Source organism: uncultured Sphingopyxis sp., from assembly GCF_900078365.1.
Taxonomy (GTDB): Bacteria; Pseudomonadota; Alphaproteobacteria; order Sphingomonadales; family Sphingomonadaceae; genus Sphingopyxis.
The window spans coordinates 3,320,849-3,345,545 of the sequence record NZ_LT598653.1 but is presented as its reverse complement, the minus strand read 5'-3'; the positions used below and the strand labels follow the sequence as shown (position 1 = coordinate 3,345,545).

Sequence of the window (24,697 nt, the reverse complement as noted above, 5' to 3'; positions counted from 1 at the left end):
TGTTCTCTCTTAAACTCGTCATTGCGAGCGAAGCGAAGCAATCCAGAGCGGTATAACGCCGCCCCTGGATTGCCACGTCGCCTTCGGCTCCTCGCAATGACGAGCTATTTTTACGACACGGCCGCCTGATATGGCAAGCGCCGCCGCCCCCGCATCCGCGATTCCCGCCGAGCCGCAGCCGCTGAGCGGCGTGCGGCTGCTCGTCGCGGCCTTCGCGCTCGCGCTCGCCAATTTCGTCGTCGTGCTCGACACGACGATCGCCAATGTGTCGGTGCCGCATATCGCGGGCGGGCTCGCGGTGTCGCCGACGCAGGGGACATGGGTGATCACCAGCTACGCGGTCGCCGACGCGATCAGCGTGCCGCTCACCGGCTGGCTCGCGATGCGCTTCGGCACCGTGCGCTGGTTCATGATCTCGATCATCGGCTTCGGCATCTTCTCCTTCCTCTGCGGCATTTCGCGCACGCTCGATGCGCTGGTGCTCTTCCGCGTGCTCCAGGGGCTCGCGGGCGGCCCGCTGATGCCGCTGTCGCAGATATTGCTGCTGCGCATCTTCCCCAAGGAAAAGGCCGGGCTCGGCCTGGCGATCTGGGCGATGACGACGACCACCGCGCCGATCCTCGGCCCGATCCTCGGCGGCACGATCAGCGACAATTGGACCTGGCCTTGGATCTTCTTCATCAACCTGCCCGTCGTCGCGATCTGCGCCTTCGGCGTCTTCACCCTGCTGACGCCGTTCGAGACGAAGCGCGAGAAGGCGCGCATCGACGTCGTCGGCCTGATCCTGCTCGTCGTCTCGGTCGGCGCGTTCCAGATCATGCTCGACACCGGCCGCGAGCACGACTGGTTCGGATCGGCCTGGATCGTCGGGCTCGCGATCGTCGCCGCGATCAGCTTCGCCGCTTTCGTCATCTGGGAGCTCACCGACGCCAATCCGGTCGTCAATCTGCGCATCTTCCGCTTCCGCGGCTTCAGCTTCGCGACCGCAGCGATATCGCTCGGCTTCGGCGCCTTTTTCGCGCAGGTCGTGCTCACGCCGCTCTGGCTCCAGCAGGTCGCGGGTTATACCGCGACGCAGACGGGCTTCATCGTCGCCTGGCTCGGCGTCTTCGCGGTGCTATTGTCTCCGGTCGCCGCTGGTCTGATCACCAAGATCGACGTGCGGCTCACCATATCGGCGGGCATTCTCTGGATGGCGGTGATGTCGATCCTGCGCGCGAGCTGGAACGCCGACGTCGGTTACTGGACGCTCGCGCTGCCGCACATATTGCAGGGAATCGGCATGCCCTTCTTCTTCGTCGGGCTGACCGCGCTCGCGCTGAGCTCGGTGCCCGCGCAGCATCAGACGTCGGCGGCGGGGCTGATGAGTTTCCTGCGCACATTGTGCGGCGCGATCGGTACTGCGATCGCGACGACCGCATGGGACGACGCGACGCGCACCTCGCGCTCCGAACTCGTCTCCTCGCTCAACAATGTCGAAGCGACGATGACCTCGCTGCAAAATGCCGGCTTCACGCTCGAACAGGCGCGCGCCGCGATCGAGCGGCTGGTCGAGGTGCAGGCCTCGACGCTCGGGGTGCTCCACCTGTTCCTGGCATCGGGCGTCGTCTTCGTGATCGCCGCCATCTCGGTGTGGTTCGCGCCGCGGCCGAAGCAGATTTCGATGGGCGGCGGGCACTGAGCCCTATTTCGCGAACAATTGCGCCAGATCAGCAAAGGCCTTGAACTCGAGCGCATTGCCCGCGGGGTCGAGAAAGAACATCGTCGACTGCTCGCCCGGCTGGCCCGGGAAGCGCGTGTGCGGTTCGATCACGAATGCGACATCGTACGCCTTCAGCCGCTCGGCGAGCGCCTGCCATTCGGCGGGCGGCAGCACGACGCCGAAATGCGGCACGGGCACGTCATGCCCGTCGACCGGATTATGCGCCGCCCTGCCGCGCGGCGTATCGATGCGGTGCGCGACGATCTGGTGGCCGTAGAGATTGAAGTCGATCCAGTCGGGGGCGCTGCGTCCTTCGGAACAGCCGAGAACCGCTCCGTAGAAATGGCGCGCGGCATCGAGGTTATCGACGGGAAAGGCGATGTGAAAGGGGGCGAGGTCGGCCATGCCCCGTCTTTTGCCGCACCGGCGCCGCTTATGCCAGCCCGGGACTTGGGCTTTGAAGAGGGGCGTGCTACGGGCGCCGTCGCTTTTTATCGTCATCCCGGCCTTCGCCGGGATGACGAAATGGTTGGATATATATGCTGACGATCAATGGCCTCACCGTGCGCCTCGGCGGGCGCACCATCCTCGACCGCGCGACCGCGAGCCTGCCGGGCAAGAGCCGCACAGGCCTGATCGGTCGCAACGGCGCGGGCAAATCGACCCTGATGAAGGTGATGATCGGCCAGCTCGAAGCCGACGAGGGCGGGATCGAAATGCCGCGCAAGACGCGCGTCGGTTATATCGCGCAGGAAGCGCCGAGCGGCAGCGCGACGCCGTTCGAGACGGTGCTCGCCGCCGACACCGAGCGCGCCGCGCTGCTCGCGGCGTCGGAGGTCGAGCAGGACGCGCACAAGCTCGGCGACATCCACGAACGGCTGATCGCGATCGACGCCTATGCCGCGCCGGCGCGGGCCGCGCGCATCCTGATCGGCCTCGGTTTCGACGAGGAGATGCAGGGGCGCCCGCTTGACAGCTATTCGGGCGGGTGGAAGATGCGCGTCGCGCTCGCGGCGCTGCTGTTCTCGAACCCCGACCTGCTGCTGCTCGACGAGCCGTCGAACCACCTCGACCTCGAAGCGACGATGTGGCTCGAAAGCTTTCTGCGCGCCTATCCCGGCCAGCTCGTCGTGATCAGCCACGAACGCGACCTGCTCAACAATGTCGTCGACCATATCCTGCACCTCGAGGGCGGCAAGGTGACCCTCTATCCCGGCGGCTATAATGATTTCGAGCGCCAGCGCGCCGAGCGCATCGCGCAGCTTGCCGCCGCCAAGGCCGCGCAGGACGCGCAGCGCGCCAAGCTGCAGGATTATGTCGCGCGCAACAGCGCGCGCGCCTCGACCGCGAAACAGGCGCAGTCGCGCGCCAAGCAACTCGCGAAGATGCAGCCGATCGCCGCGGTCGCCGAGGACCCCAGCCTCGTCTTCGATTTTCCGAGCCCCGACGAGCTCAAGCCGCCGCTGATCACCCTCGACCTCGCGAGCGTCGGCTATGCGCCGGGCGAACCGATCCTGACGCGGCTCAACCTGCGCATCGATCCCGACGACCGTATCGCGCTGCTCGGCCGCAACGGCAATGGCAAGACGACGCTCGCACGCCTGCTCGCGGCGCAGCTGACGCCGATGGACGGCGCGATGGCGGCGTCGGGCAAGATGCGCGTCGGCTATTTCACGCAGTATCAGGTCGAGGAACTTGACGGCGCCGACACGCCGCTCGGCCATATGACGCGCGTGATGGCGGGCAAGACGCCGGGGGCGGTGCGCGCGCAACTGGGGCGTTTCGGCTTCACCGGCAACAAGGCGACGACCGAGGTCGGCAAGCTGTCGGGCGGCGAACGCGCGCGGCTCGCGCTCGCGCTGATCACGCGCGACGCGCCGCACCTCCTCATCCTCGACGAGCCGACCAACCACCTCGACGTCGATGCGCGCGAGGCGCTGGTGCAGGCGCTGAACGGCTTCGACGGCGCGGTGCTGATCGTCAGCCACGACCGCCACATGCTCGAACTCACCGCCGACCGGCTCGTGCTCGTCGATGGCGGCACCGCGCGCGATTTCGACGGCAGCATGGACGATTATGTCGCCTTCATCCTCGGCAAGGGTGCAGCGAACGACGATGCCAAGGGCGCGCCCGCCAAACCCAAGGACGCCAAGGCCGCGAGGCAGGAAGCCGCGAAGGCGCGCGAAGCACAGGCTGCGCTGCGCAAAAGCGCCAAGGATCACGAGGTGCAGGCCGAGAAGCTGAACAAGCAGATTTCGGCAATCGACCGCGCGATGTTCGACCCCGCGAGCGCCGAACCCGCGCTCGCCAAGCTGACGATGGGCGACCTCGCGCAGCGCCGCGGCAAGGTCGCGGCGGAACTGGAGCGCGTCGAGGCGGCGTGGATGGAAGCTCTCGAGGCGATCGAGACGGCAGCGGCCTAGCCGAGAGATAGCGTCGCCCCCGCGAAGGCGGGGCCGCTGTCGTCCTTACCCTTCCTCGCTACGTAAACCTCCAGCGGCCCCCGCCTTCGCGGGGGCGACGTCTTGGCTCGTCGCTCGCGCATTGACTCCCGCTCCGCATTCCATCATAGTAGTTTCAATTGAAACTATATAGGGAATGCACCATGGCCGACCTGTTCGAAAACCCGCTGGGCCTCGACGGCTTCGAATTTGTCGAATTTTCGGCGCCCGAAAAGGGCATTCTCGAACCCGTATTCGAACGCATGGGCTTCACCCGCATCGCCCGCCACCGCTCGAAGCAGGTCGAACTGTGGCGCCAGGGCGGGATCAATTTGATCGCCAATTACGAACCGCAATCGCCCGCGGCCTATTTCGCCGCCGAGCACGGCCCGTCGGCGTGCGGCATGGGCTGGCGCGTCCGCGATGCCGCCAAGGCCTATGCCGAGGCGATCGCGCGCGGTGCCGAGCCGGTCGAGGTCAAGACGGGCCCGATGGAACTGCGCCTGCCCGCGATCCGCGGTATCGGCGGCTCGATCATCTATCTGATCGACCGTTATGAAGGCAAAAGCGGGGACGGCGACCTCTCGATCTACGACATCGACTTCGTCTATGAGGACGGCGTCGATCGCCATCCGGTCGGCGCGGGGCTGCAGGTCATCGATCACCTGACGCACAATGTCTACGGCGGCCGGATGGCGCATTGGGCCGCCTTCTACGAGCGCATCGCGGGCTTCCGCGAGATTCGCTATTTCGACATCAAGGGCGAATATACCGGCCTCACCTCGAAGGCGATGACTGCCCCCGACGGCAAGATCCGCATCCCGCTGAACGAAGAAGGCGCGGGCGGCGGCGGCCAGATCGAGGAATATCTGCGCGCCTATAATGGCGAGGGCATCCAGCATATCGCCTTCGCCTGCGACGATCTCTATGCCGCGTGGGACAAGCTGAAAGCATTCGGCAACCCCTTCGCGCCGTCGCCGCCCGAGACCTATTACGAGCTGCTCGCCGAGCGCCTGCCCGGCCACGGCGAGCCCGTCGACGAACTCAAGTCGCGCGGCCTGCTCCTCGATGGCTCGACAACCGAGGGCGACCCGCGCCTGCTGCTCCAGATCTTCGGCCAGACGGTGATCGGCCCCGTCTTCTTCGAGTTCATCCAGCGCAAGAAGGACGAAGGCTTCGGCGAGGGCAATTTCACCGCGCTCTTCAAGTCGATGGAACTCGACCAGATTCGCCGCGGGGCGCTGGAAGTAAAAGAGAACGCCTGACCCTTTCTCCGTTCGTGCTGAGCCTGTCGAAGCACCGCCCTTCTCTTCGACGCTCGAAAGAAAGAACGGCCCCCTTCGACTGACTTGTCAGTCGCTCAGGACAGGCTTCGACAAGCTCAGGGCAAACGGAATTAGGGAGGTTCAGCACGAACGGAGTTGGATAAGATGACCAGCCAATCGCCTATCAAATTGGGCGGCGTCCACCACGCCGCCTATCGCTGCCGCGATGCGAAGGAGACGGTCGACTGGTACGAGCGCATGCTCGGCATGACCTATACGACCGCCTTCGCCGAGGATCATGTGCCGTCGACCGGCGAGTACGACCCTTACATGCACGTCTTCCTCGACGCGGGGAACGGCAATATCCTCGCTTTTTTCGAGCTGCCCAACCAGCCCGACATGGGCCGCGACGAGAATACCCCGATATGGGTCCAGCATCTCGCGTTCAAGGTCGGCAGCTATGACGAGCTGGTCGCCGCGAAGGAGCATCTGACCGCGAACGGCGTCGACGTGCTCGGCCCGACGCACCACGGCATCTTCAAGTCGATCTATTTCTTCGACCCCAACGGCCACCGCGTCGAACTCGCATGCGACATCGGCACCGATGAACAATATGCCGAACTGAAGCGCGTCGCGCCGTTGATGCTCGACGAGTGGAGCCGGACGAAAAAGGCGCCGCGCCACGCCGATTGGCTGCATCAGACGGCTAACGAATGACCTTTTCCCCCTCCCGCAAGCGGGAGGGGCAGTGAGGCTTACGAGCTTGCTCGTTAGCCGCAGCGGGGTGGGCACAACGCACCGTCGCTGCCCACCCCCGACCCCTCCCGCCTGCGGGAGGGGAGGCCAGGTCGCTACCGCTGACGCCTTACTTCCGATCCAGCCCGATGCTTTCCAGCGTCGCGCCGCTGCATTTGTCGGCCGCCTTCGTCTCGCCGTCGCCCGACAGCGCGCCGATCGCGAGGAAGCCCGCGACCACCGCGACGAGGAAGGCGCCGGTGACCCAGATCAGATATTTGTCGATAAACGCCTTGATCGGCGCCCCGAACAGCCGGAACAGGATGCCGACGAGCATGAAGGAAAAGGCCCGGCTGGCGAAACTCGCCCACAGGAAGGTCCAGAAGCTCATGTGGATGAAGCCGGCGGTGATCGTCAGCAGCTTGAACGGGATCGGCGTCGCGCCTTTGATCAGGATAATCTCGGCGCCATATTTGCGTAGATAGCAGGCGGCGGGCGGAAAAGCGTCGGTCAGCCCGAGCGCGCCGAGCAGCGCCAGCCCGACGCTTTCATAGAGGAAGAAGCCGATCAGATAGCCGAGCATCCCGCCGGCGACCGACGCGATCGTGCAGATGAGCGCATAGCGCACCGCCTTCTTCGGATCGGCGAGGCACATCAGCCCCAGCAGCGGATGCGGCGGGATCGGAAAGAAACTCGCCTCGATGAAGGAGACCAGCGCCAGCCAATATTCGGCGTGTGGATGCGCGGATTTCTCCATGGTCCAGTTGTAGAGATTCTGGATCATGGACTTGCTGCGGGGCGTTGCGGTCATGCGGATCCTTGTCGGCGGGTCAGGATGACCACGGCCTCCCTATGCCGGTCGTGCCGGGCGAAATAAAGCCCCTCGATAGGAGCCGTCGCCCCCGCGAAGGCGGGGGCCGTTGTCGGCCTTGTCCAGCGATCAAGACATAAACCGCCAGCGGCCCCCGCCTCCGCGGGGGTGACGGTCATTTAGTGCCGGAAATGCCGCATCCCGGTGAACACCATCGCCAGCCCCGCTTCGTTCGCCGCGGCGATCACCTCGTCGTCGCGGATCGAGCCGCCCGGCTGGATGACGCAGGTCGCGCCCGCCTCGACCGCGGCGAGCAGGCCGTCGGCAAAGGGGAAGAAGGCGTCGCTCGCGACCGCGCTGCCGACGGTGCGCGGCTGCGCCCAGCCGTGCGATTCCGCGGCTTCGCGTGCCTTCACCGCGGCGATGCGCGCGCTGTCGCGGCGGTTCATCTGCCCGGCGCCGATGCCCGCGGTCGAGCCGCCCTTGGCATAGACGATCGCGTTCGACTTCACATGCTTGGCGACGGTCCAGGCGAAGAGCGCGTCGGTCAGCTCCTCCCCGCTCGGTGCGCGCTCGGTGACGACCTTCAGGTCGGCGCGGGTGATGCGGCCATTGTCGCGGCTCTGCGCGAGCCAGCCGCCGGTTATGCCCTTGAGCATCAGTCCGCCGCGCGCCGGATCGGGCAGCTCGCCGGTCAGCAGCAGCCGCAGATTCTTCTTCTTCGCGAACACCGCGCGCGCATCGGCGTCGGCGTCGGGCGCGCAGACGACTTCGGTGAAAATGCCGCTGATCAGCTCGGCGGTCGCGCCGTCGAGCGGCCGGTTGACCGCGATGATGCCGCCGAATGCCGAGGTGGGATCGGTCTTGAAGGCTTGCTGGTAGGCGTGCAGCGGATCTTGCGCCACGGCCACCCCGCACGGATTGGCGTGCTTGACGATCACGCAGGTCGGCTCGGCCTCGCGGAATTCGGCGACCAGTTCAAGCGCGGCGTCGGCGTCGTTGATATTGTTATAGCTCAGTTCCTTGCCCTGGACCTGCTCGGCGCCGGCGATGCCGCGCGGTCCGGGCACGGCGGGAATATATAGTGCCGCCTTCTGATGCGGGTTTTCGCCATAGCGCAGCTCGTTTGCCAGCTTCGCGGTCAACGGCAGGGTGTCGGGGAAAGTCTTGCCTTGATCGGCGATCGCGAACCAGCGCGCGATCGTGCCGTCGTAATTTGCGGTGTGGGCAAAGGCCGTCGCCGCGAGCCGCCTGCGCAGCGCGATCGTCGTGGCGCCATGGTTGGCGTCCATTTCCGCGATCACCGCGGCATAATCCTCGGGCTCGGTCACGATGCCGACGAAGGCATGATTTTTCGCCGCCGAACGCACCATTGCGGGGCCGCCGATGTCGATATTTTCGATAATTGTATCGCGGTCGGCCCCGCTCATCATCGTTTTCAGGAAGGGGTAGAGGTTGACGACGACCAGATCGATCGCGCCGATGCCATGCTCTTCCATCGATGCGACATGCGCCGCATCGTCGCGCACCGCGAGGATGCCGCCATGGACCGTCGGGTGCAGCGTCTTGACGCGGCCGTCCATCATCTCGGGAAAGCCGGTGAGGTCCGACACGTCGAGAACATCGTGGCCGGCTTCGCGCAGCGCCTTCGCGGTGCCGCCGGTCGACACCAGTTCGACGCCATGTTTGACGAGCGCGGCGGCAAGCTCGGCGAGCCCCGCCTTGTCGCTGACGGACAGAAGGGCGCGGCGGACGGGAATCAGGTCGGTCATGGGAAGGGCGGCCTTTGCAGGATGGGAAAGACGCGGTCCCCCTAGGCGTGTGCGCCCGCTATCGCAAGCGGCGCGGCCCTAAAAAAGCTCCGTGCTCCCGCGAAGGCGGGAGCCCATCTTCTGCCGGCTCCATGTTGCGCCGATCGGAGATGGGTCAGTATCGGGTTGACCATGCCCCGCATGGTCAAGGATCGTCCGGGGGACGATCCGACCCGATGCTCCTTCGCGGGGACACATGCGATAAACTGGCGCTGTGGCTTTACAGCCCCAGCGCCGCCGCGATCCGGTCCCAGCGCACCAGCTTGAAATTCTGCGCCAGCGCGCCATTGTCGCCGTCCTGCGCGAGGAAAATCCCGTCGGGATAATCGGGGCCGAAGTTGCCCGCGACCGCTTCGATCCCGTCGGTCTCGCTCGTCGCGCCATATGCGCCGGCGGCGACCGCGAAGCGCCCGACATAATCCATGCCGGGCAGGCGGAAGACCGCATAGGCGTTGTCGCCCTGGCTCGACGCAATCAGATAGCGTTCGCCCTTGTGATCGATCGTCGCAAGCCCCTCGACGTCGGCGACGAGGCGCTGGTTGTCGACCGGCGCGACAAGGCGCGCGGTCGCTCCCTTGCCGTCCGGTTTCAATTCCCAGATGCCGCCGTCTTCCTCGCCGACATAAAGCGTATCGCCGTCGAAGACGCAGCCTTCGGACTGGGTCGGAATCTTGTGCTCCCACACGACCGCGAAGCCCGGTGCCGCGCCCTCGACCAGCGTCAGCGTGCCGACGCGCACCGTGCCGTCCTTGACGATCAGCGCCGCGGTGATCGGCTGGCCGGGCGCGCTTTTCTTGAGGCACAGGCCATAGGCTTCGCCCGTGCCCGCCGCGGCGCGTCCGCGCGGGATGATCGCCGGCCCCTCCGCATCGAGGCGGAAGACCGCGAGATGCGCGTTCACCCCGTCGTTGCGGTCGCTCGCGACGATGATGTCGCCCGCGACATCGACATTGTTGACGAGGCCCGCCTGCGTGAAGGCGATGTCCTTGCCCGCAAGGTCGTAGACGTGCAGCCCCGCCTTCTTGTCGGTCGCGACGATCAGCGCGTGGTTCGGGTTGGCGGGATCGACCCAGATCGCCGGATCGTCGGCGGCGTCGGCGCGGTTCGTGCCCACGGGCTGCGTTTCGCCGCTCGCGGTTACCTGGACCGGCGGCAGGCCGGTGATCATCGGCGCGCCCGCGGCGCAGCCGGCGAGCGAAAGGAGCGGGAGCAGAGTGAGGAGGCGGCGCATCAGAACTTCACCCGCGCGCCGAATTTCATCGTCCATTTATACTGCTCGAACTGCAGCAGATTCTGCCGCGCGCCGACATTGTTATAAGCATAATATTTGGCGTTGTTGATGTTCACCCATTCGTAAAAGACCTGGACCTTCTCGGTCACGTCGACCTTGGCCGACAGGTCGAGCTGGAAATGATTGTCGATGATCCGGTCTTCGGCCGCGGTGTCGCCGAGTTCGTCGAGATATTTCGAGCGATAGGTGCCGGCAAGGCGGAGCGAGACCGGGCCCTTTTCATAACCCAGTGCGGCGTTGAACGTATGCTTCGACGCGGCCGGCAGGTTGATCTTGCGCAGGTCGGTGATGTCGCCGTCGGTCGGCACCTTCCCGGTCGCGTCGGTATAGGTGTAGTTCGCGTTCACCAGGAAGCCGTCGAGCGGCGCGGGCAGGAAGCGCAGCGCCTGCGTATAGCTGAGTTCGAGGCCCCAGACCTTGGCGCTGTCGCCATTGATCGGGATCGTCGCCTCGTCGAATGCGATGCCATTATATTCGCCCGCGTCCTCGAGGTTGGTATCGACGATGAAATTCTTGATGTCCTTGTAGAAGACACCCGCCGACAGCGCGCCGTTATTCGGCAGATAATATTCGACCCCCGCGTCGAAATTCCACGCTTCATAGGGCTTGAGGTCGGGGTTGCCGAATTCGCCCTCGCGTTCGTTGTCTTCATTCTGCTCGATGGTGAAGCGCGGCGCCAGCTTCGACAGCTTCGGCCGGACGAGGCTCTTCGATGCCGCGGCGCGCAGCACGAGGTTCTGTTGCGGTTCCCAGCGGATCGTCAGGCTCGGCAACCAGTCGCCATAGCTGCGCTTGAACTGGTTGGGCACGCTGATGACGGTATCGTCATCGGCTTCCGACCCGTCGGGCAGTTCGCCGCCCTCCTCGATCAGCGTCACCGTGTTGGCGCGGATGTCGTTCTTGGTGTGCTCATAGCGGACGCCGCCGATCACGCGCAGCGTACCGCTGTCCCAGCGGCCGAGCAGATAGGCCGCGGCGACATCCTCGCTCACCGAATAATCCTCGACCGACGAATCGAACAGCGAGTCGAGCTCGTTGAGTTCGAAATCGCCGCGATTGGCGTCGAAGAAGTCGCGCACGCCCCTCTTGCCCAGCACCGGCGAGATGTCGGTGATGCGATAGGTCTGGTTGCCGACGAGATCAGCCATCGTCAGCCCGTCCATCTCCCAATATTGCGTTTCGAGATTATAGCTCTTGTCGCGCCAGCGGCCCTTGGCGCCGGCCTGGACGGTGAAGGTGCCGCCCGTCATCGCGAACTCGCGGCCAAGGTCGAGCTTCGCGCCCCATTCCTTGTCCCGCGAGTCCGACAGGCCGGTGACTTGCACGCTGTCGAGTTCATATTGCGACGGGTCGCCGAAGTTCGCGATCGCGCCCGCATCGCCGCCCACCGTATAGCGCGGCCGCCGCGGATCGGCGAAATCGAGCCCGAGCAGCAGGCCATCGTCCTCGAAGCTCTGTTCGAAATTCGCGGGGTCGATCGATCCATTCTCGCGCTCGGTCGATTTCGCATAGCTGACCGAATATTTCGCGTGCCAGCCGTCGCTGTCGGTCTCGCCGCCCAGCGTGATGCTGCGGATGCGCTGGCGCTCGAAACGGTCCTTCAGCGAACGCTGGACCTGAAGCTCGCCGTCGACGTCGCCATAGACGAGATCGGCGCCGCTGCCGGTGATCTCGCCCGCATCCTCGAGCTTGAGGCTCGTTTCGCGGCGATATTCCTGGTCGTCGAACTGGCTGTAGATGCCGCGGGCATAAAGCTTGGTCGACGAACCGAGGCGGAAGTCGAAGTTCAAATTGGCCGAGATGCGCTCGCGCTCGACGTCATAGTCGCGATAATTGACCTCTTCGGTCGTGATCCGGCCGTCGTCCTCGTTCCAGCCGTCGGCCTCGATATTGTCGGTCTCGAACTTGCGCTGATAATAGGAAAGGCCGCCCGACACGCCGACATTGTCGCCAAGGCGCTGCGCGAAATCGATGCTGCCCTTCGGGGTCAGCTTTTCCGAATAATCATTATAGCTGCCCTCGATCTTCGCGGTGAGCAGATTCTTGCGGCGCTCGAAGGCGCTCGTCGTGTGGATCTCGATCGACGCGCCGATCGTGTCGGCGTCCATGTCGGGGGTCAGCGACTTCTTGACCTCGATCGATTCGATGCTGTCGCTCGAAATCACGTCGAGCGCGACGGAACGGACGTCGCTTTCGGGCGCGGGCAGGCGCACGCCGTTGACCGAGGTCGCGTTGAGTTCGGGGTCGAGCCCACGCACCGAGACGAAGCGGCCTTCGCCCTGGTCGTTGAGGATGTTCACGCCGGGCAGGCGGCGTAGTGCTTCGGCGACATTCTGGTCGGGGAACTGGCCGACCGCGTCGCGGGTCAGCACGCTCTCGACGCCGTCCGCCGCCTTTTGCCGCGACAAGGCGCTCGCCTGGTTCGCCGACTGGCCGAGGACGAGGATCGATCCGTCGGTGCCCAGCACGATCCGCGCCGTGACGTTGCCCGATTCGGGAACCTCGATGGTGACCCTCCGCGTCTCGGCGCCCACATAGGTCGCCTCGATCGTATAGGTGCCGGCGGGGATGTTGGCGAAGCGGAAGCTGCCGTCGCGGTCGGCCTCGGCGACGCGGCCCAGTTCGACGATGCGCAACTGCGCGCCCTGCAGTGCGCGGGTGTCGGTGGCATCGGCCACGCTGCCGGTGACGTCGCCGGCAAGGGCGGGAGCGGGAAGCGCGGCCGCGAGCGAGAGGCAGGTACCGATCAGGATGCGCGAACGGACGGTGCGAAACTTGTGCATGGAGATCCCCCGAAGAGTGAGAAGATCGCCGGCTCCTGTTGGCTCCCGGCGAGTCGAGGGGCCAGTGGCAGGGCTCTATGACCGCTGTGTTACGCGAGTGTCACACTAATGAAACAGAAGGAGAGGGGGGCCGGTCAAGCTCAACGAATCGGTCGCGATTCAAGCCGCCGGAAATTGTGAGCGATCTCTGTTTTGTGAAATCGTCGCGGGTGCGATGGCTTTCGACCGCAAACAGACATAGCTGAAACGCAAGCCCCTCCCCTTCAGGGGAGGGGTTGGGGTGGGGGCCATCGGCCTTGCGCAAGGCCGATGGCCCCCACCCGCTGCGACTAGCGAACAAGTTCGCAAGTCTCGCTGCCCTCCCCTGAAGGGGAGGGCCTGATCTGGATCAACGCCCGCTCACCACCCCAATGCCGCCATTGCGTCGCCGGCTCCGCGGGAACTTCGGGTGCGGCCGGTCACCCGATATGCTTGAATATCCACCCCACGCTCGCGCCGCCCGCCGGCGCGTTGCCGGTGACGACGAGCTGTTCGGTCGGGTGCGGCCGCCCTTCGCCGTCGACCCACAGGCTTTCTTCGACCGTCAGTTCGCCTTCGGAGGTGCGGAATTGCCAGAGCGGACCGCCGTGGATGCGCAGCAGCGCGCCCAATTTGTCGGCGGTCAGGCTCGCCGAAATATTGCGCCCGAGATGAAAGCGCATCGTGAAGCCCTTGTCGCCCTTGCGCCGTGTGCGCGGGGCGGGGAGCAGCATGTCCTCGCCGCGCAGCTCGCGCCCGTTGGGCGAGAGGATCAGCAGGCGGCGGTGGATCAGCCCGTGGCGGCGCGCATAGCCGTCGTGGCTCATCTCGAGCCGGCTGCCCTGCGGCGTCTCGCGCCGGTCGAGCTCGACTTCGGTCACCCCCTTGCCGAGCGAGCCGCTGCCGAGGATCGCGGTCGAATTGGCGTCGCCCAACGTCAGCGTCGAATGCGCCGCGGTGGTGCGAAGGCCGCGCGCGAGGTCGGCGGGGATCGTTGCGCCGGTCAGCGCCGCGCCGCCGCAATTGACGACGATCCGTTCGTCGCCGTCGCTGAGTTCGAAGGCGAGGGTGGAGGCGCAGCCCGCCTCGGTCACGCGGGCGATCGGCGGCGGCGCCGCGTCGGCGAGCAGCACGACCTTGTTCGCGACGAGCCGCTGGTAACCCCAGTCGCGCGCCTGCTTGAGCGGGCGCGTGCGCACGCCGCTCGCGTTCACGATCGCCTGCACGGTGGCGGCGGAGGTCGCGCCGCTGCCCTGCCAGCTGCCCATGCCGCCGTCACTGTGGACGAGGCCGAGCAGCGCGGGAACCGCGCGCGCGAGCACTTCCTGGACGAAGGGCGGCACCTCGATACGGCGCATGTCGTAAATCTTGACGAGCATCGACAGCGCCATGATCGCGTCGAGCTGCGCCTGCGGCGAGCGCGAGATATTGCCGCCGTCGGCGTAGAAGCTCGTTTCAAGCACCTTGCGCAGCCCCGCCTCGCCGAAGACCTGCCGCGGTTCGCCGCCGGGCATGAGGAGCGACGCGGCGACGATGCCGACCCACGCGACCATCTGCCCCGTGCCCGGCCGCGTCTTGTCGGCGACGCGATCGAGGTGGCGCGCCGCGCGCGCGAGATGGTTGAGCACCGCCGAGCGATAGACGAGGTCGCTCGACGACAGGATCAGCGGCGCGTGCGCGGCCCAGAAGAGGATGCGCCAGGCGGTGTTGTCGGCCTTCCACGCGGGTTCGCTCACCGTCTCGCCATGCGTGCCGAGCCAGTGGCGCACGACCGCCTCGGCGATCGGGGCGCCGTCGGCGCGCGTGCCGGTCGCGGCGAGATCGCGCAGCCAGGCGAAGCTGTGAAGATAGTCGGCGAAGGGCGGCGCGACATTGAGCGCCGCGAAGTCGAGCTCGCCGAGCGGCAGTTTCAGCCCGCGATGCAGGAAATGCCCGGCGCGGATCGCGGTGCCCGCGCGCGCGTCGCCCGGCACCGGATCGGCCGGCACGCCGAGCAGCTTGAGCGGAAAGCGCCCCTTCAGCCGAAAGGCGTGGAGCGGGGTGCGCCAAGTCAGCCGCGTGATCGCGTTGGCGACGCGGTCGCCGAGCGACAGCCCCTTGTCGGCGGGCAGGCGGATCAGCCGCTTGCCAGGCTCGATCGTGTCGTCGAGCGGCGCGGCGTCGGCACCGGGATCGAGCGGCGGGTCGGCGGGGGCAGAAGTCAGCGGTCTCCCCTCCATCGATCAGGCTCCGCGCAGGCGCCGGATGTTGTCGGCGTAAGCGTCGGGCCCGCCCTTGAAGGTCGCGGTGCCCGCCACCAGCACATCGGCGCCCGCCGCTATGGCGAGCGGCGCGGTCGCCGCATCGATGCCGCCATCGACCTCGAGCCTGATGTCGCGACCCGACTTGTCGATCATCTTTTTAACCGCTTCGATCTTGCGAAGCTGGCTCGAAATGAAGCTCTGGCCGCCGAATCCGGGGTTGACGCTCATGATCAGGACGAGATCGATCTCGTCGATCAAATAGTCGAGCATTTTCGCTGGCGTCGCGGGGTTGAGCGACACGCCCGCCTGCTTGCCGAGCGATTTGATATGCTGGACTGTGCGGTGGATGTGCGGCCCCGCCTCGGGATGGACGGTGATGATGTCGGCGCCCGCCGCGGCGAAGGCATCAAGGAAATGATCGACGGGGCTGATCATCAGATGGACGTCGAAGGGCAGCGACGAATGCGGCCGCAGCGCCTTCACCACCATCGGTCCGATCGTCAGATTGGGGACATAATGGCCGTCCATCACGTCGATATGCACCCAGTCGGCCCCCGCCGTCTCGATCGCGCGCACCTCCTCGCCCAGCTTCGCGAAATCAGCGCTCAGGATCGAAGGGGCGATACGGACGGGGGTGGTGGAGCCGGTCATGGACCGGCCTTAACCATCTAGCGAGTCGGGAGCAAGCGGGGGCAGGGCGCTATCGGTGGAAAAGCGGGACGCAGCGCGACGATGGCGAACGAAAGGTTTCGGCCGGTAGTTGCCATTTCATTTCTCGTCACCCCGGACTTGATCCGGGGTCCATTCACGCAGCGTTGAAAGAATGGATCCCGGATCAAGTCCGGGATGACGAATGTCTGAGACCAGCCGATTGCGGCCTCTTACATCGTCATCCCCGCGAAAGCGGGGACCCAGAGCGTACGTGGGCTGATCCCAGACTGGGTTCCCGCTTTCGCGGGAATGACGAAGGTAGGGAATGGCAGCTCTCCCCCCAAGGCGGACGTTCGCGGCGGCCTCCTTCATTCGGTTCGGCCTGCATCAACGCCAGCGCCAGCCGCCTTCGGTCCGCGCGCGATAGATCGGCATCGGGGCGAGCGCCGCGAGCACGACCGCGATCACCATCACCACCGGCCGCTCGCGCAGCAGCACCGCCAGCCCGGCGATCAGCGCGATGTGGAGCGCGAGCAGCACCCAGCCCTGCCAGGCGACCGGCAGGCCGGTGCCATAGCCGTGCCACTTGGCGCGGAACCACGGCCCCTGGCGCATGAACAGATGCAGCATGTCAGTTCGCTTCCTTGGCCGGCCGGCCCCGCTTCGGAGCTTCCGATTGCCGGACGCTCACGCCGCGCCGCCCCAGCGCCTCGCGCAGCAGGACCTCGATCTCGGCGTTGGCGCTACGCAATTCGGCCGCCGCCAGCCGCTCGATCGCGGCATAGAGCGCGGGATCGAGGCGGAGGGCAAAGGCTTTCTTGGCGGATGCAGCCATCATTCCGACTCAATAGAGCGAGCCGGTGTTGACGACGGGCTGGGTGTCGCGTTCGCCGCAGAGGACGACCATCAGGTTCGACACCATCGCCGCCTTGCGCTCGTCGTCGAGGGTGACGACATTCTTTTCCGACAGGTGGGTGAGCGCCATCTCGACCATCGTCACCGCGCCCTCGACCAGCTTCTTGCGCGCCGCGATCACCGCTTCGGCCTGCTGGCGGCGCAGCATCGCGCCTGCGATTTCCTGCGCATAGGCGAGGTGGGTCAACCCGCATTCGTCGACGGTGATGCCCGCGACCTCGAGCCGCTCGATCAGCGCCTTGCGCAGTTCGACCCCGACCTCGTCATGGTTGCCGCGCAGTGTGATTTCCTGATGCTCGATGTCGTCATAGGGATAGCGCGAACCGATCGAACGCACCGCGGCCTCGATCTGCGCCATCACGAATTCCTTGTAATCGTCGACGTCGAACAGCGCCTGCGCGGTGTCGGTGACGCGCCACACGACCTGCGCCGCCATTTCGATCGGGTTGCCGCGCAGGTCGTTGACCTTGATCTTGTCCGAAATCACATTGTTCGCGCGCACCGCGATCTTCTTGCGCGTCAGCCACGGCAGCACCCAGCGCAGCCCTTCCTGGCGGTCGGTGCCTTTATAGGCGCCGAACAGCTGGATCGCCGCGGCTTCGTTCGGATTGATCAGGTAAAAGCCGCAGAGGATCAGCAGGCCGACGACGCCCGCGACGACGACCAGCGCCCATTTCCACGCGACCATGACCTCGGCATTGGCGTTGCTGATCGCCGCCCAGGCGGCGAGCCCGAGCAGCGCCAGCCAGACGAACAGCATCAGATAGCCGCTCTGCGTCGCGGCGCGCACCTCCCGGCTGCGGTTCAGCGCGGGCGTCCCTGTTTCGACCATGTTTCCCTCCGAATCACTCGATATGAATATGATATCATATTTATATCGAACCGGCGGGCAGTCAATCGGCAAGTTGGCGACGCGCGCGGCGTGCGATTTCAGCGCGGCAGCAGGTGGGGCGCCAGTGCGGCGGCGACGAAATCGTGGAACAGGCGCACGCGCAGCGGCGCGAAGCGTCCGAAGGCGTGCAGCGTCTGCACCGGCACCGCGGCGAGCGGCTTTTGCGGCAGCACTTCGACCAGCCGCCCCGCCGCCAGATCGCCCGCGACCGCGGCGCGGAGCAATGGCGCGATCCCGGCGCCGTTCAGCGCGGCGATCCGCATCGCCTGGCCCGAATCGCTGTCGATCGCGCCGTCGACGGCGAGCCGCGACCCGTCGGCAAAGCCGATCGGATAGGCGCGCGCGCCGAGCCGGTAGCGGATATGCGCCGCTTCCCGGAGTTCATCGATCGACGCAGGCACGCCCGCGCGCTCCAGATAGGCGGGCGCCGCGACGAGGACGAGCGGCAGCGTGCCGAGCGGCCGCGCGATCCAGTCGGTCGCCGCGACCTCACCCGCGCGCAGCGCGACGTCATAGCCTTCGCGCACCAGGTCGACATGCCGGTCGGTGATGCTGATCTCGAGCGCGATCTCGGGATGGCGCGTCATGAAATCGCGCGTGAGCGCATCGACGAGGATCGGTCCCAAAATGCCGGGCAGGCTGATCCGCAGCCGCCCGCGTGCAGTGCCCGCCTCGCCCAGCGCGTCGCCCGCCTCCTCGAGCGCCTGGAGCAGCGGCGCGATGCGTTCGTAATAAGCGGCGCCATCGGTGGTCAGCGCGAGCGAACGCGTCGAGCGCAGGAACAGCTTGATCCCCAGCCGCCGCTCGAGCCGCTCGACATTCTTCGAGACCGCCGACGGCGTCGTCCCCGCGATCCGCGCCGCCGCGCTGAACGAACCGGCTTCGACCGTGCGGACGAAGGCGAAGAGCCCGGTCGTGCGTTCCAATCGCTTCATTCGATAGTTTTTGGCAAAGATGATGTGCTATTGTCCAGCCTTATCCGCCGTTGGGGAATAGCCATATCGCGTCCATCACAATGTGAAAGGACAGGATCATGTCGAGTCTGAAGGGAAAGACCGCCGTCATCACCGGCGGCAACAGCGGCATCGGCCTCGCGACCGCGAAGCTTTTTGCGCGCGAAGGCGCCGAGGTGGTGATCACCGGCCGGCGGGGGCAAGTCGTCGATGATGCGGTGCGCGAAATCGGCGCCGGAGCGGTCGGCTTTCCAGGCGATTCCGCCGATCCCGCGCACCATCGCGCGCTCGCCGGCTTCGTCCGCGAACGCTTCGGCGGCGCCGACATCTATGTCGCGAACGCCGGCGTCATCACGATCACCGCTTCGTCCGACGTCACCGAGGCCGAATATGACCAGCAGTTCGCGATTAACGCGCGCGGCACCTTTTTCGGGGTGCAGAGCATGGCGCCGGTGCTGCGCGACGGCGGCGCGATCATCTGCGTCGGTTCGCTCGCGAGCGACAAGGTGCTTGACGGCCACCCCGTCTATGCCGGGACCAAAGCGGCGATCGGCGCCTTCGCGCGCAGCTGGGCGCTCGAATTCAAGGATCGCGGCATCCGCGTCAACATGCTGAGCCCCGGTCCTACCGACACCGCAATCGTCGAAAAGCTCGGCGTGCCGCCCGAAGAGCGCGCGGGGTTCGAGGCGATGATGGCGGGCGCGATCCCGCTCGGCCGCTTCGCCCGTCCCGAAGAGCTGGCGCAGGCCGCGCTCTTTCTCGCGTCGGATGCGGGGAGCTTCGTCACCGGCATCAACCTGCGCGTCGATGGCGGCATGGCGCTGCTCTGAAACCCGCATCTCCCCATAATGAAAGGAAAGACCATGACCCAGCCTCCCACCGACCCGGCGATCGCGGCGCTGATCCACGACGTCGTCCATATCGGCAGCGCCTATGACATCGACGGCATGGAGCGGCTCTACACCGCCGACCAGAGCTTTCTGGTGCTCGGCGGCGACGGCGAGGTGCGGCGCGTCAGCCGCGCCGACTCTTTCGCCGAGTTCCGCGCGCGCCGCGACGCGGGCGAACCGCCGCTGTCGACCGAGCACCGCATACTCCACGTCGAACAGCAGGGCGATCATGCGACCGCCATCCTCTACCGCCGCATGAGCCCCGACGCGCCCGCGGCGATGTACGAACTGCGATTGCGCAAGGACGGCGGGCGCTGGCGGGTCGCGGGCGAGACCGTAACCCCCTGGCCCGGCGGCATCGACGGCAATTTCCTGCCCGCGCGCCGGCAAGCCGCCTGAGCGGCGCCCGGCAGGCGTACCGGTGAAGCGGTCGAGGCGGAAATCCCGCCTCGACCGTTTCGCTTATTCGGTCGGGAAACCGCGCTTTGCCAGCAGTGCCTTCACATCGGGGTCGCGGCCGCGGAAGGCGCGATAGGCCTCGGCGCGGTCGGTCTCGTTGCCCGTCATCAACAGGATCGTGCGGAATTTGTCGGCCACCGTCCGATCCCACGGACCGCCGGCTTCGGTGAAGGCCGCCCAGGTGTCGGCGTCCATCGTTTCGGACCACAGATAGCTATAATAGCCCGCCGAATAGGCGTCCGAGCTGAACAGATGGCCGAACTGCGGCAGGCGGTGCCGCATCACGATTTCCTTCGGCATGCCGATTTCGGCGAGCGTCTCGCGCTCGAACTTGTCGACATCGGTCGGCGGGGTCTTGCGGTCGTGCAGCTTCATGTCGACGATCGCGCTCGCCAGATATTCGACCGTGGTGAAACCCTGGTTGAACTTGTCGGAGGCGAGGATCTTGTCGACCAGCGCCTGCGGCATCGGTTCGCCCGTCTTGTAGTGCGTCGCATATTTCGACAGCACTTCGGGGGTCATCAGCCAATTTTCGTTCACCTGGCTCGGATATTCGACGAAGTCGCGCGGCACGCCGGCGAGCGCCGGATAATGGACCTGCTGGAGCAGGTAATGGATCGCGTGGCCGAATTCGTGAAACAGGGTCTGCGCATCGTCGAGACTGATCAGCGTCGGCTCGCCCTTTGCCGCTTCGGTGAAATTATTGTTGTTCGACGCGAGCACATTGCGTTCGCCGCCCAGCGTCTGCTGGCTGCGATAGGTGGTCATCCACGCGCCCGAGCGTTTGCCGTCGCGGGCGAAATTGTCGAGGTAGAAGACCCCGACATTCTCGTTCGTCTTGAGGTTATAGACCTCGAAGGTGCGGACCTTGGGGTCGAACACCGGGATCGTGCCGGTATTTTCCTTGAAGCCGAGGTCATAAAGCTGCCCCGCCGCCCAGAACATGCCCTGGGTCAGCTTGTCGAGCTGGAGGTAAGGCTTCACTTCGCTTTCATCGAGGTCGTATTTCGCCTTGCGGACCTTTTCGGCATAGAAGCGGTAATCCCACGGCTCGATCGTGATCTTCGGCGTCTTGTTCGCCTTCGCCTCGGCATCGGCGATCGCCTGCATGTCGGCGACCTCTTCCTTCACCCGCGCGACGGCGGCGGGCCAGACCTTCATCATCAGCCCCATCGCGGCCTCGGGGGTCTTCGCCATCGTGTCGGCCATGCGGTAATGCGCGTGGGTCGGGAAGCCGAGCAGTTCGGCACGCTGCTGGCGCAGCTTCAATATTTCGGCGATCGTCGCATTGGTATCGTTCGCGTCGCCATTGTCGCCGCGGTTCACGAAGGCCTTCCAGACCTTTTCGCGAAGTGCGCGGTTGGTCGCATTCTGGAGCACCGGCTGCGCCGACGAGCGCGTATTCTTGATCGCCCACTGGCCGGGCTTGCCATTGGCTTCGGCGGCGGCGGCGAGCGAAGCGACGAAGCCGGGTTCGAGCCCCGCGAGCTCGGCCTTGTCGGTGACGAAAGTATAGAGCTTCTCGTCGCCGAGCAGCTTCGACGAGAAGGCCGAGAACAGGCCTTCGAGCTTCGAGTTCATCTCGACCAGCTTCGCCTTGTCGGCGGGCGACAGGTTGGCGCCGTCGCGCACCATCTCGTCATAGCTGCGCTCGACGATGCGGATCTGCTGCGCGTCGAGCCCGCTCGAATGGCGCTTCTCGTAAACCGCCTTGTAGCGCGCGAAGAGCCCCGGATCGAGGAACAGCTCGGTGTAGAATTTGGTGAGCTTGGGGCTCCATTCGGCGTCGATGTCCTCGACGCGGTCGCTCGACTTGTTCGACGTCTGCACGCCCCACAGCGCGAAGAGGCGCTCCATCGTGTCGCCCGCCAGCATCATCGGCACATGCGTATTCTCGAAGGTCGGCGCCTCGGGATTGTCGATCACAGCCTGCACCTGCGCCTTGGTCTCGGCCATGCCCTTGGTGAAGGCGTCGGGGAAGAGTTCGGGGTCGAGCTTGTCCCACGGCGGCACCCCTTCATAGGGGCCGGTCCAGGGTGCAAGCAGCGGGTTCGTGCCCGCGGAGGCGGAGGCGGCCGGCTGCGCGGCGGCGGTGGGTTCGGCGGCGGTTGCGGTGCTCATCTGGCTATAACCCACCATCATCGCGGTGGATGCAAGCAGGATCGACAAACGGCGGGCAAAAGGCTGCGCTGGGCGCGACATCGATAAATCTCCCCGGAGGATAAGGTTTCGGACGAAACCATGTCTGGAGCCGTCTTAACCGGATATGACAGGGGGGTGCAAGGGTGGGAGGCCTAGTTGATCCTCCCTGTGGCCGCAGGCCATGGGGAGGTGGCAGCGGCGAAGCCGCTGACGGAGGGGCATAACGCGACGTCGCCGCCCCTCCACCACCGCTTCGCGGCGGTCCCCCTCCCCATGGCCTGCGGCCACAGGGAGGATATTCAACCCCCAAACATCGGCTGAACCAGCCCCGGCACATCCACACGGAAAGTGAACACCCCGCCCGCATGCGGCTGCGCCTTGCGCTCCTCATCGGTCAGATTCTTGCCCGCGCTGGTGACGAACGCCGTCTTCAAATCCGGCCCGCCGAACGCGATCATCGTCGGGTGCTGCACCGGCAGCTCGACCGTCTGGATCAGCTCGCCCGCGGGCGAGAAGCGCACGACGCGCCAGCCGTCCCACAGCGCCGACCAATAACAACCTTCGGCGTCGACCGCGGCGCCGTCGGGGCGGCCATGGCCGAACGCGAACTGGTGAAAGACGCGGCCGCCCGCCAGCGTCCCGGCGGTCATATCGACGTCATAGGCGCGGATCGCGTGGCTTGGCGTGTCGGCGTGATAAAAGGTGGCGCCGTCGGGGCTGAACGCCGCGCCGTTGCTCGTCGTCAGCCCATGCAGGATTTCGGTCAGCGACCCGTCGGGGTCGAGCCGGTAGAGCGTCGCCGCGGGGTTGGCCTTGTCGCGCGTCAGGCTGCCCACCCAGAGCCGGCCGCGCGCATCGACGCGCCCGTCGTTGAAACGCTGCTCGGGCTTGTCCGCGAGCACCGCCGGGCCGAAGGCGCGCGGCGCGCCGCCCCATTGGTCGATCAGCGCGCAGCCATTTTCGAGCGCGGCGACAAGGCCGCCCCCCACGCGCGGCGCGATGCAGCCGACCTGTTCGGTGAGTTCCATCACTTCGTCGGCGCCCGTCGCCGGGTCGGTGCGATGGATTTTGCGGCCCTCTATATCGACCCAATAGAGGCGGGCTTCGGCGGCGTGCCAGACGGGCGATTCGCCGAGCAAGGCGCCGGCGTCGAGGAGCAGTTGGACCATGCGCCGGTCATAGCGCGGCGGGGCAGGACTGCCCAGCGGCTGCAAACCTATTCGCTCCCATACACATCCGTCGCCCCCGCGAAGGCGGGGGCCGCTGGAGAGGTGGCGCAAGGCCGACTGCGGCCCCCGCCTCCGCGGGGGCGACGCGATAGTTCATGCCGTAGCGTCTTTCCACTTGACGTGGACGTAAACGTAAGGTCTCTTGGCCCGGAAAGATGCGGCCGACTCCCCGCTCGCGTTCGGCTGCTCCAAGGGAAAGGAAAATGATGTCGCTCGATAGTCTCTCGCGCACCGCCTATAACGAGGATCATGAGGCGTTCCGCGCGACGGTGCGCCAGTTCCTCGAAAAGGAAGTCGCGCCCAACGCAGCGCAATGGGCCGAGGACAAGATCGTCCCCAAGTCGATCTGGCCCAAGGCGGGCGAGATCGGCATGCTCTGCCCGACGGTCCCCGAGGAATATGGCGGGCTCGGCCTCGACTTCGGCTATAATGCGATCGTCGACGAGGAAAGCGCCTATTATGGCCGCGCGACCACCGGCTTCTCGCTCCAGTCGGACATCGTCACCAGCTACATCGTCAAATATGGCAGCGAGGAGCAGAAGAAGCACTGGCTGCCCAGGATGGTGTCGGGCGAGACGATCACCGCGATCGCGATGACCGAACCGGCCACGGGCTCGGACCTTCAGGGGATGCGCACGACCGCGAAAAAGGACGGCAATCATTATGTCATCAACGGGTCGAAGACCTTCATCACCAACGGCCAGAACGCCGACCTGATCCTCGTCTGCGTCAAGACCGACACCGAGGTCGAGCCGGCGTGGAAGGGCGTCTCGATCGTGCTCGTCGAGGCCGACCGCGAAGGCTTCCAGCGCGGGCGCAACCTCGACAAGATCGGGCAGGACGAGGCCGACACGTCGGAGCTTTTCTTCAACGACGTCCGCGTGCCGATCACCAACTGCCTCGGCGAAGAGGGGCAGGGCTTCATCTATCTGATGAGCGAGCTTCCCCAGGAGCGGCTGTCGATCGCTGTCAGCGCGCAGGCCTCGGCGCAGCGCGCCTTCGACGACACGGTCGAATATACGCGCGAGCGCAAGGCGTTCGGCAAACCGATCCTCGATTTCCAGAACAGCCGCTTCGTGCTCGCCGATTTGAAGGCCAAGCTGCAGGTCGGCTGGGCGCATCTCGATTGGGCGCTCGCGCGCCACATGAAGAAGGAACTGACCCCCGAGGAGGGCGCCGCGGCGAAGCTGTGGCACACCGACCTCCAGTGGGAGGTGATGGACAAGTGCCTCCAGCTGTTCGGCGGATCGGGCTATATGAACGAATATCCGATCGCCCGCGCCTGGCGCGCGGCACGCGTGACGCGCATCTTCGGCGGCACCAACGAGATCATGAAGGAACTGATCGGGCGGAAATTGTAAGAATCCCCTCCCGCAGGCGGGAGGGGCAGCGAGACTTGCGAGCTTGCTCGCTAGTCGCAGCGGGGTGGGCATCTCACCCCCGGATGCTCGCTTCGCTCGCGCCCA

20 protein-coding genes are annotated in these 24,697 nt (G+C 65.9%); 7 read left to right on the top strand and 13 right to left on the bottom strand.

Annotated elements, in window-relative coordinates:
* The first annotated feature begins 130 nt into the window (after positions 1–130).
* On the top strand, positions 131–1,681 hold the full coding sequence (locus QZL87_RS15565) for a DHA2 family efflux MFS transporter permease subunit (protein WP_295321133.1): 1,551 nt from the start codon (positions 131–133) through the stop codon (positions 1,679–1,681).
* A gap of 3 nt (positions 1,682–1,684) precedes the next feature.
* Here QZL87_RS15565 and QZL87_RS15560 read toward each other — a convergent pair whose 3' ends face one another.
* Positions 1,685–2,107, bottom strand: a complete 423-nt coding sequence (locus QZL87_RS15560) for a VOC family protein (RefSeq protein WP_295321131.1) — start codon at positions 2,105–2,107, stop codon at positions 1,685–1,687.
* A 134-nt stretch (positions 2,108–2,241) separates the two neighbouring features.
* Here QZL87_RS15560 and QZL87_RS15555 point away from each other — a divergent pair, with 134 nt between their 5' ends.
* From QZL87_RS15555 to QZL87_RS15545, 3 genes are all read left to right on the top strand, one after another.
* A complete protein-coding gene (locus tag QZL87_RS15555; RefSeq protein ID WP_295321128.1) occupies positions 2,242–4,125 on the top strand; it encodes an ABC-F family ATP-binding cassette domain-containing protein in 1,884 nt (627 codons plus the stop codon).
* A gap of 182 nt (positions 4,126–4,307) precedes the next feature.
* Entirely contained in the window at positions 4,308–5,408 is a 1,101-nt protein-coding gene (hppD, locus tag QZL87_RS15550; protein WP_295321124.1) for a 4-hydroxyphenylpyruvate dioxygenase, read from the top strand.
* A gap of 165 nt (positions 5,409–5,573) precedes the next feature.
* The gene (locus QZL87_RS15545; protein WP_295321120.1) at positions 5,574–6,125 is read left to right on the top strand and encodes a VOC family protein; all 552 of its coding nucleotides are present in this window, start codon (positions 5,574–5,576) and stop codon (positions 6,123–6,125) included.
* Positions 6,126–6,273: 148 nt separating this feature from the next.
* On the opposite strand, the gene QZL87_RS15540 is transcribed toward QZL87_RS15545, so the two are convergent.
* From QZL87_RS15540 to QZL87_RS15495, 10 genes are all read right to left on the bottom strand, one after another.
* Positions 6,274–6,927 (bottom strand): YqaA family protein, encoded by a 654-nt coding sequence (locus tag QZL87_RS15540; RefSeq protein WP_295326970.1) that lies wholly within the window; start codon positions 6,925–6,927, stop codon positions 6,274–6,276.
* A gap of 206 nt (positions 6,928–7,133) precedes the next feature.
* Entirely contained in the window at positions 7,134–8,726 is a 1,593-nt protein-coding gene (purH, locus tag QZL87_RS15535; protein WP_295321116.1) for a bifunctional phosphoribosylaminoimidazolecarboxamide formyltransferase/IMP cyclohydrolase, read from the bottom strand.
* A gap of 259 nt (positions 8,727–8,985) precedes the next feature.
* Positions 8,986–9,996: a phytase gene (locus QZL87_RS15530; protein ID WP_295321113.1), complete on the bottom strand. Its 1,011-nt coding sequence runs from the start codon at positions 9,994–9,996 to the stop codon at positions 8,986–8,988.
* Positions 9,996–12,839, bottom strand: coding sequence for a TonB-dependent receptor (locus tag QZL87_RS15525; protein WP_295321110.1), 2,844 nt, complete (start codon positions 12,837–12,839; stop codon positions 9,996–9,998). Before QZL87_RS15525 ends, QZL87_RS15530 begins: the two co-directional genes overlap by 1 nt.
* A gap of 458 nt (positions 12,840–13,297) precedes the next feature.
* The gene (locus QZL87_RS15520) at positions 13,298–15,076 is read right to left on the bottom strand and encodes a heparinase II/III family protein (protein ID WP_295321108.1); all 1,779 of its coding nucleotides are present in this window, start codon (positions 15,074–15,076) and stop codon (positions 13,298–13,300) included.
* A gap of 3 nt (positions 15,077–15,079) precedes the next feature.
* Positions 15,080–15,751 carry a ribulose-phosphate 3-epimerase gene (gene rpe / locus QZL87_RS15515; protein ID WP_295321106.1) on the bottom strand — a complete coding sequence of 224 codons (672 nt, stop codon included), beginning with the start codon at positions 15,749–15,751 and terminating at the stop codon, positions 15,080–15,082.
* Positions 15,752–16,138: 387 nt separating this feature from the next.
* Positions 16,139–16,381, bottom strand: coding sequence for a hypothetical protein (locus QZL87_RS15510; RefSeq protein ID WP_295321103.1), 243 nt, complete (start codon positions 16,379–16,381; stop codon positions 16,139–16,141).
* Between the two features lies 1 nt (position 16,382).
* Positions 16,383–16,586 (bottom strand): toxin-antitoxin system HicB family antitoxin, encoded by a 204-nt coding sequence (locus QZL87_RS15505; RefSeq protein WP_295326968.1) that lies wholly within the window; start codon positions 16,584–16,586, stop codon positions 16,383–16,385.
* Between the two features lie 9 nt (positions 16,587–16,595).
* Positions 16,596–17,498 (bottom strand): SPFH domain-containing protein, encoded by a 903-nt coding sequence (locus QZL87_RS15500; RefSeq protein ID WP_295321101.1) that lies wholly within the window; start codon positions 17,496–17,498, stop codon positions 16,596–16,598.
* 98 nt (positions 17,499–17,596) lie between these two features.
* Positions 17,597–18,493, bottom strand: a complete 897-nt coding sequence (locus tag QZL87_RS15495; RefSeq protein ID WP_295321099.1) for a LysR family transcriptional regulator — start codon at positions 18,491–18,493, stop codon at positions 17,597–17,599.
* 98 nt (positions 18,494–18,591) lie between these two features.
* Between QZL87_RS15495 and QZL87_RS15490 the strand changes: the two genes are divergently transcribed.
* Together QZL87_RS15490 and QZL87_RS15485 are read left to right on the top strand one after the other, a co-directional pair.
* Positions 18,592–19,341, top strand: a complete 750-nt coding sequence (locus tag QZL87_RS15490) for an SDR family oxidoreductase (RefSeq protein WP_295321096.1) — start codon at positions 18,592–18,594, stop codon at positions 19,339–19,341.
* Between the two features lie 33 nt (positions 19,342–19,374).
* Positions 19,375–19,800, top strand: a complete 426-nt coding sequence (locus tag QZL87_RS15485) for a hypothetical protein (RefSeq protein ID WP_295321093.1) — start codon at positions 19,375–19,377, stop codon at positions 19,798–19,800.
* A 63-nt stretch (positions 19,801–19,863) separates the two neighbouring features.
* Here QZL87_RS15485 and QZL87_RS15480 read toward each other — a convergent pair whose 3' ends face one another.
* Positions 19,864–21,981: a M3 family metallopeptidase gene (locus QZL87_RS15480; RefSeq protein ID WP_295321089.1), complete on the bottom strand. Its 2,118-nt coding sequence runs from the start codon at positions 21,979–21,981 to the stop codon at positions 19,864–19,866.
* A gap of 320 nt (positions 21,982–22,301) precedes the next feature.
* Entirely contained in the window at positions 22,302–23,171 is an 870-nt protein-coding gene (locus QZL87_RS15475) for an SMP-30/gluconolactonase/LRE family protein (RefSeq protein ID WP_295321086.1), read from the bottom strand.
* Positions 23,172–23,437: 266 nt separating this feature from the next.
* On the opposite strand from QZL87_RS15475, the gene QZL87_RS15470 reads away from it, so the two are divergent.
* Positions 23,438–24,592: an acyl-CoA dehydrogenase family protein gene (locus QZL87_RS15470; RefSeq protein ID WP_295326961.1), complete on the top strand. Its 1,155-nt coding sequence runs from the start codon at positions 23,438–23,440 to the stop codon at positions 24,590–24,592.
* Positions 24,593–24,697 lie beyond the last annotated feature (105 nt).

Excerpts from the sequence above, each read along its gene's own strand:
- hppD (WP_295321124.1), top strand. The coding sequence starts at position 4,308 with ATGGCCGACCTGTTCGAAAACCCGCTGGGCCTCGACGGCTTCGAATTT.
- QZL87_RS15490 (WP_295321096.1), top strand. The coding sequence starts at position 18,592 with ATGTCGAGTCTGAAGGGAAAGACCGCCGTCATCACCGGCGGCAACAGC.
- rpe (WP_295321106.1), bottom strand. The coding sequence starts at position 15,751 with ATGACCGGCTCCACCACCCCCGTCCGTATCGCCCCTTCGATCCTGAGC.
- QZL87_RS15555 (WP_295321128.1), top strand. The coding sequence starts at position 2,242 with ATGCTGACGATCAATGGCCTCACCGTGCGCCTCGGCGGGCGCACCATC.
- QZL87_RS15495 (WP_295321099.1), bottom strand. The coding sequence starts at position 18,493 with ATGAAGCGATTGGAACGCACGACCGGGCTCTTCGCCTTCGTCCGCACG.
- QZL87_RS15470 (WP_295326961.1), top strand. The coding sequence starts at position 23,438 with ATGTCGCTCGATAGTCTCTCGCGCACCGCCTATAACGAGGATCATGAG.
- QZL87_RS15520 (WP_295321108.1), bottom strand. The coding sequence starts at position 15,076 with ATGGAGGGGAGACCGCTGACTTCTGCCCCCGCCGACCCGCCGCTCGAT.
- QZL87_RS15505 (WP_295326968.1), bottom strand. The coding sequence starts at position 16,586 with ATGGCTGCATCCGCCAAGAAAGCCTTTGCCCTCCGCCTCGATCCCGCG.
- QZL87_RS15525 (WP_295321110.1), bottom strand. The coding sequence starts at position 12,839 with ATGCACAAGTTTCGCACCGTCCGTTCGCGCATCCTGATCGGTACCTGC.
- QZL87_RS15500 (WP_295321101.1), bottom strand. The coding sequence starts at position 17,498 with ATGGTCGAAACAGGGACGCCCGCGCTGAACCGCAGCCGGGAGGTGCGC.
- QZL87_RS15530 (WP_295321113.1), bottom strand. The coding sequence starts at position 9,996 with ATGCGCCGCCTCCTCACTCTGCTCCCGCTCCTTTCGCTCGCCGGCTGC.
- QZL87_RS15475 (WP_295321086.1), bottom strand. The coding sequence starts at position 23,171 with ATGGTCCAACTGCTCCTCGACGCCGGCGCCTTGCTCGGCGAATCGCCC.
- QZL87_RS15560 (WP_295321131.1), bottom strand. The coding sequence starts at position 2,107 with ATGGCCGACCTCGCCCCCTTTCACATCGCCTTTCCCGTCGATAACCTC.
- QZL87_RS15480 (WP_295321089.1), bottom strand. The coding sequence starts at position 21,981 with ATGAGCACCGCAACCGCCGCCGAACCCACCGCCGCCGCGCAGCCGGCC.
- purH (WP_295321116.1), bottom strand. The coding sequence starts at position 8,726 with ATGACCGACCTGATTCCCGTCCGCCGCGCCCTTCTGTCCGTCAGCGAC.
- QZL87_RS15540 (WP_295326970.1), bottom strand. The coding sequence starts at position 6,927 with ATGATCCAGAATCTCTACAACTGGACCATGGAGAAATCCGCGCATCCA.
- QZL87_RS15565 (WP_295321133.1), top strand. The coding sequence starts at position 131 with ATGGCAAGCGCCGCCGCCCCCGCATCCGCGATTCCCGCCGAGCCGCAG.
- QZL87_RS15510 (WP_295321103.1), bottom strand. The coding sequence starts at position 16,381 with ATGCTGCATCTGTTCATGCGCCAGGGGCCGTGGTTCCGCGCCAAGTGG.
- QZL87_RS15545 (WP_295321120.1), top strand. The coding sequence starts at position 5,574 with ATGACCAGCCAATCGCCTATCAAATTGGGCGGCGTCCACCACGCCGCC.
- QZL87_RS15485 (WP_295321093.1), top strand. The coding sequence starts at position 19,375 with ATGACCCAGCCTCCCACCGACCCGGCGATCGCGGCGCTGATCCACGAC.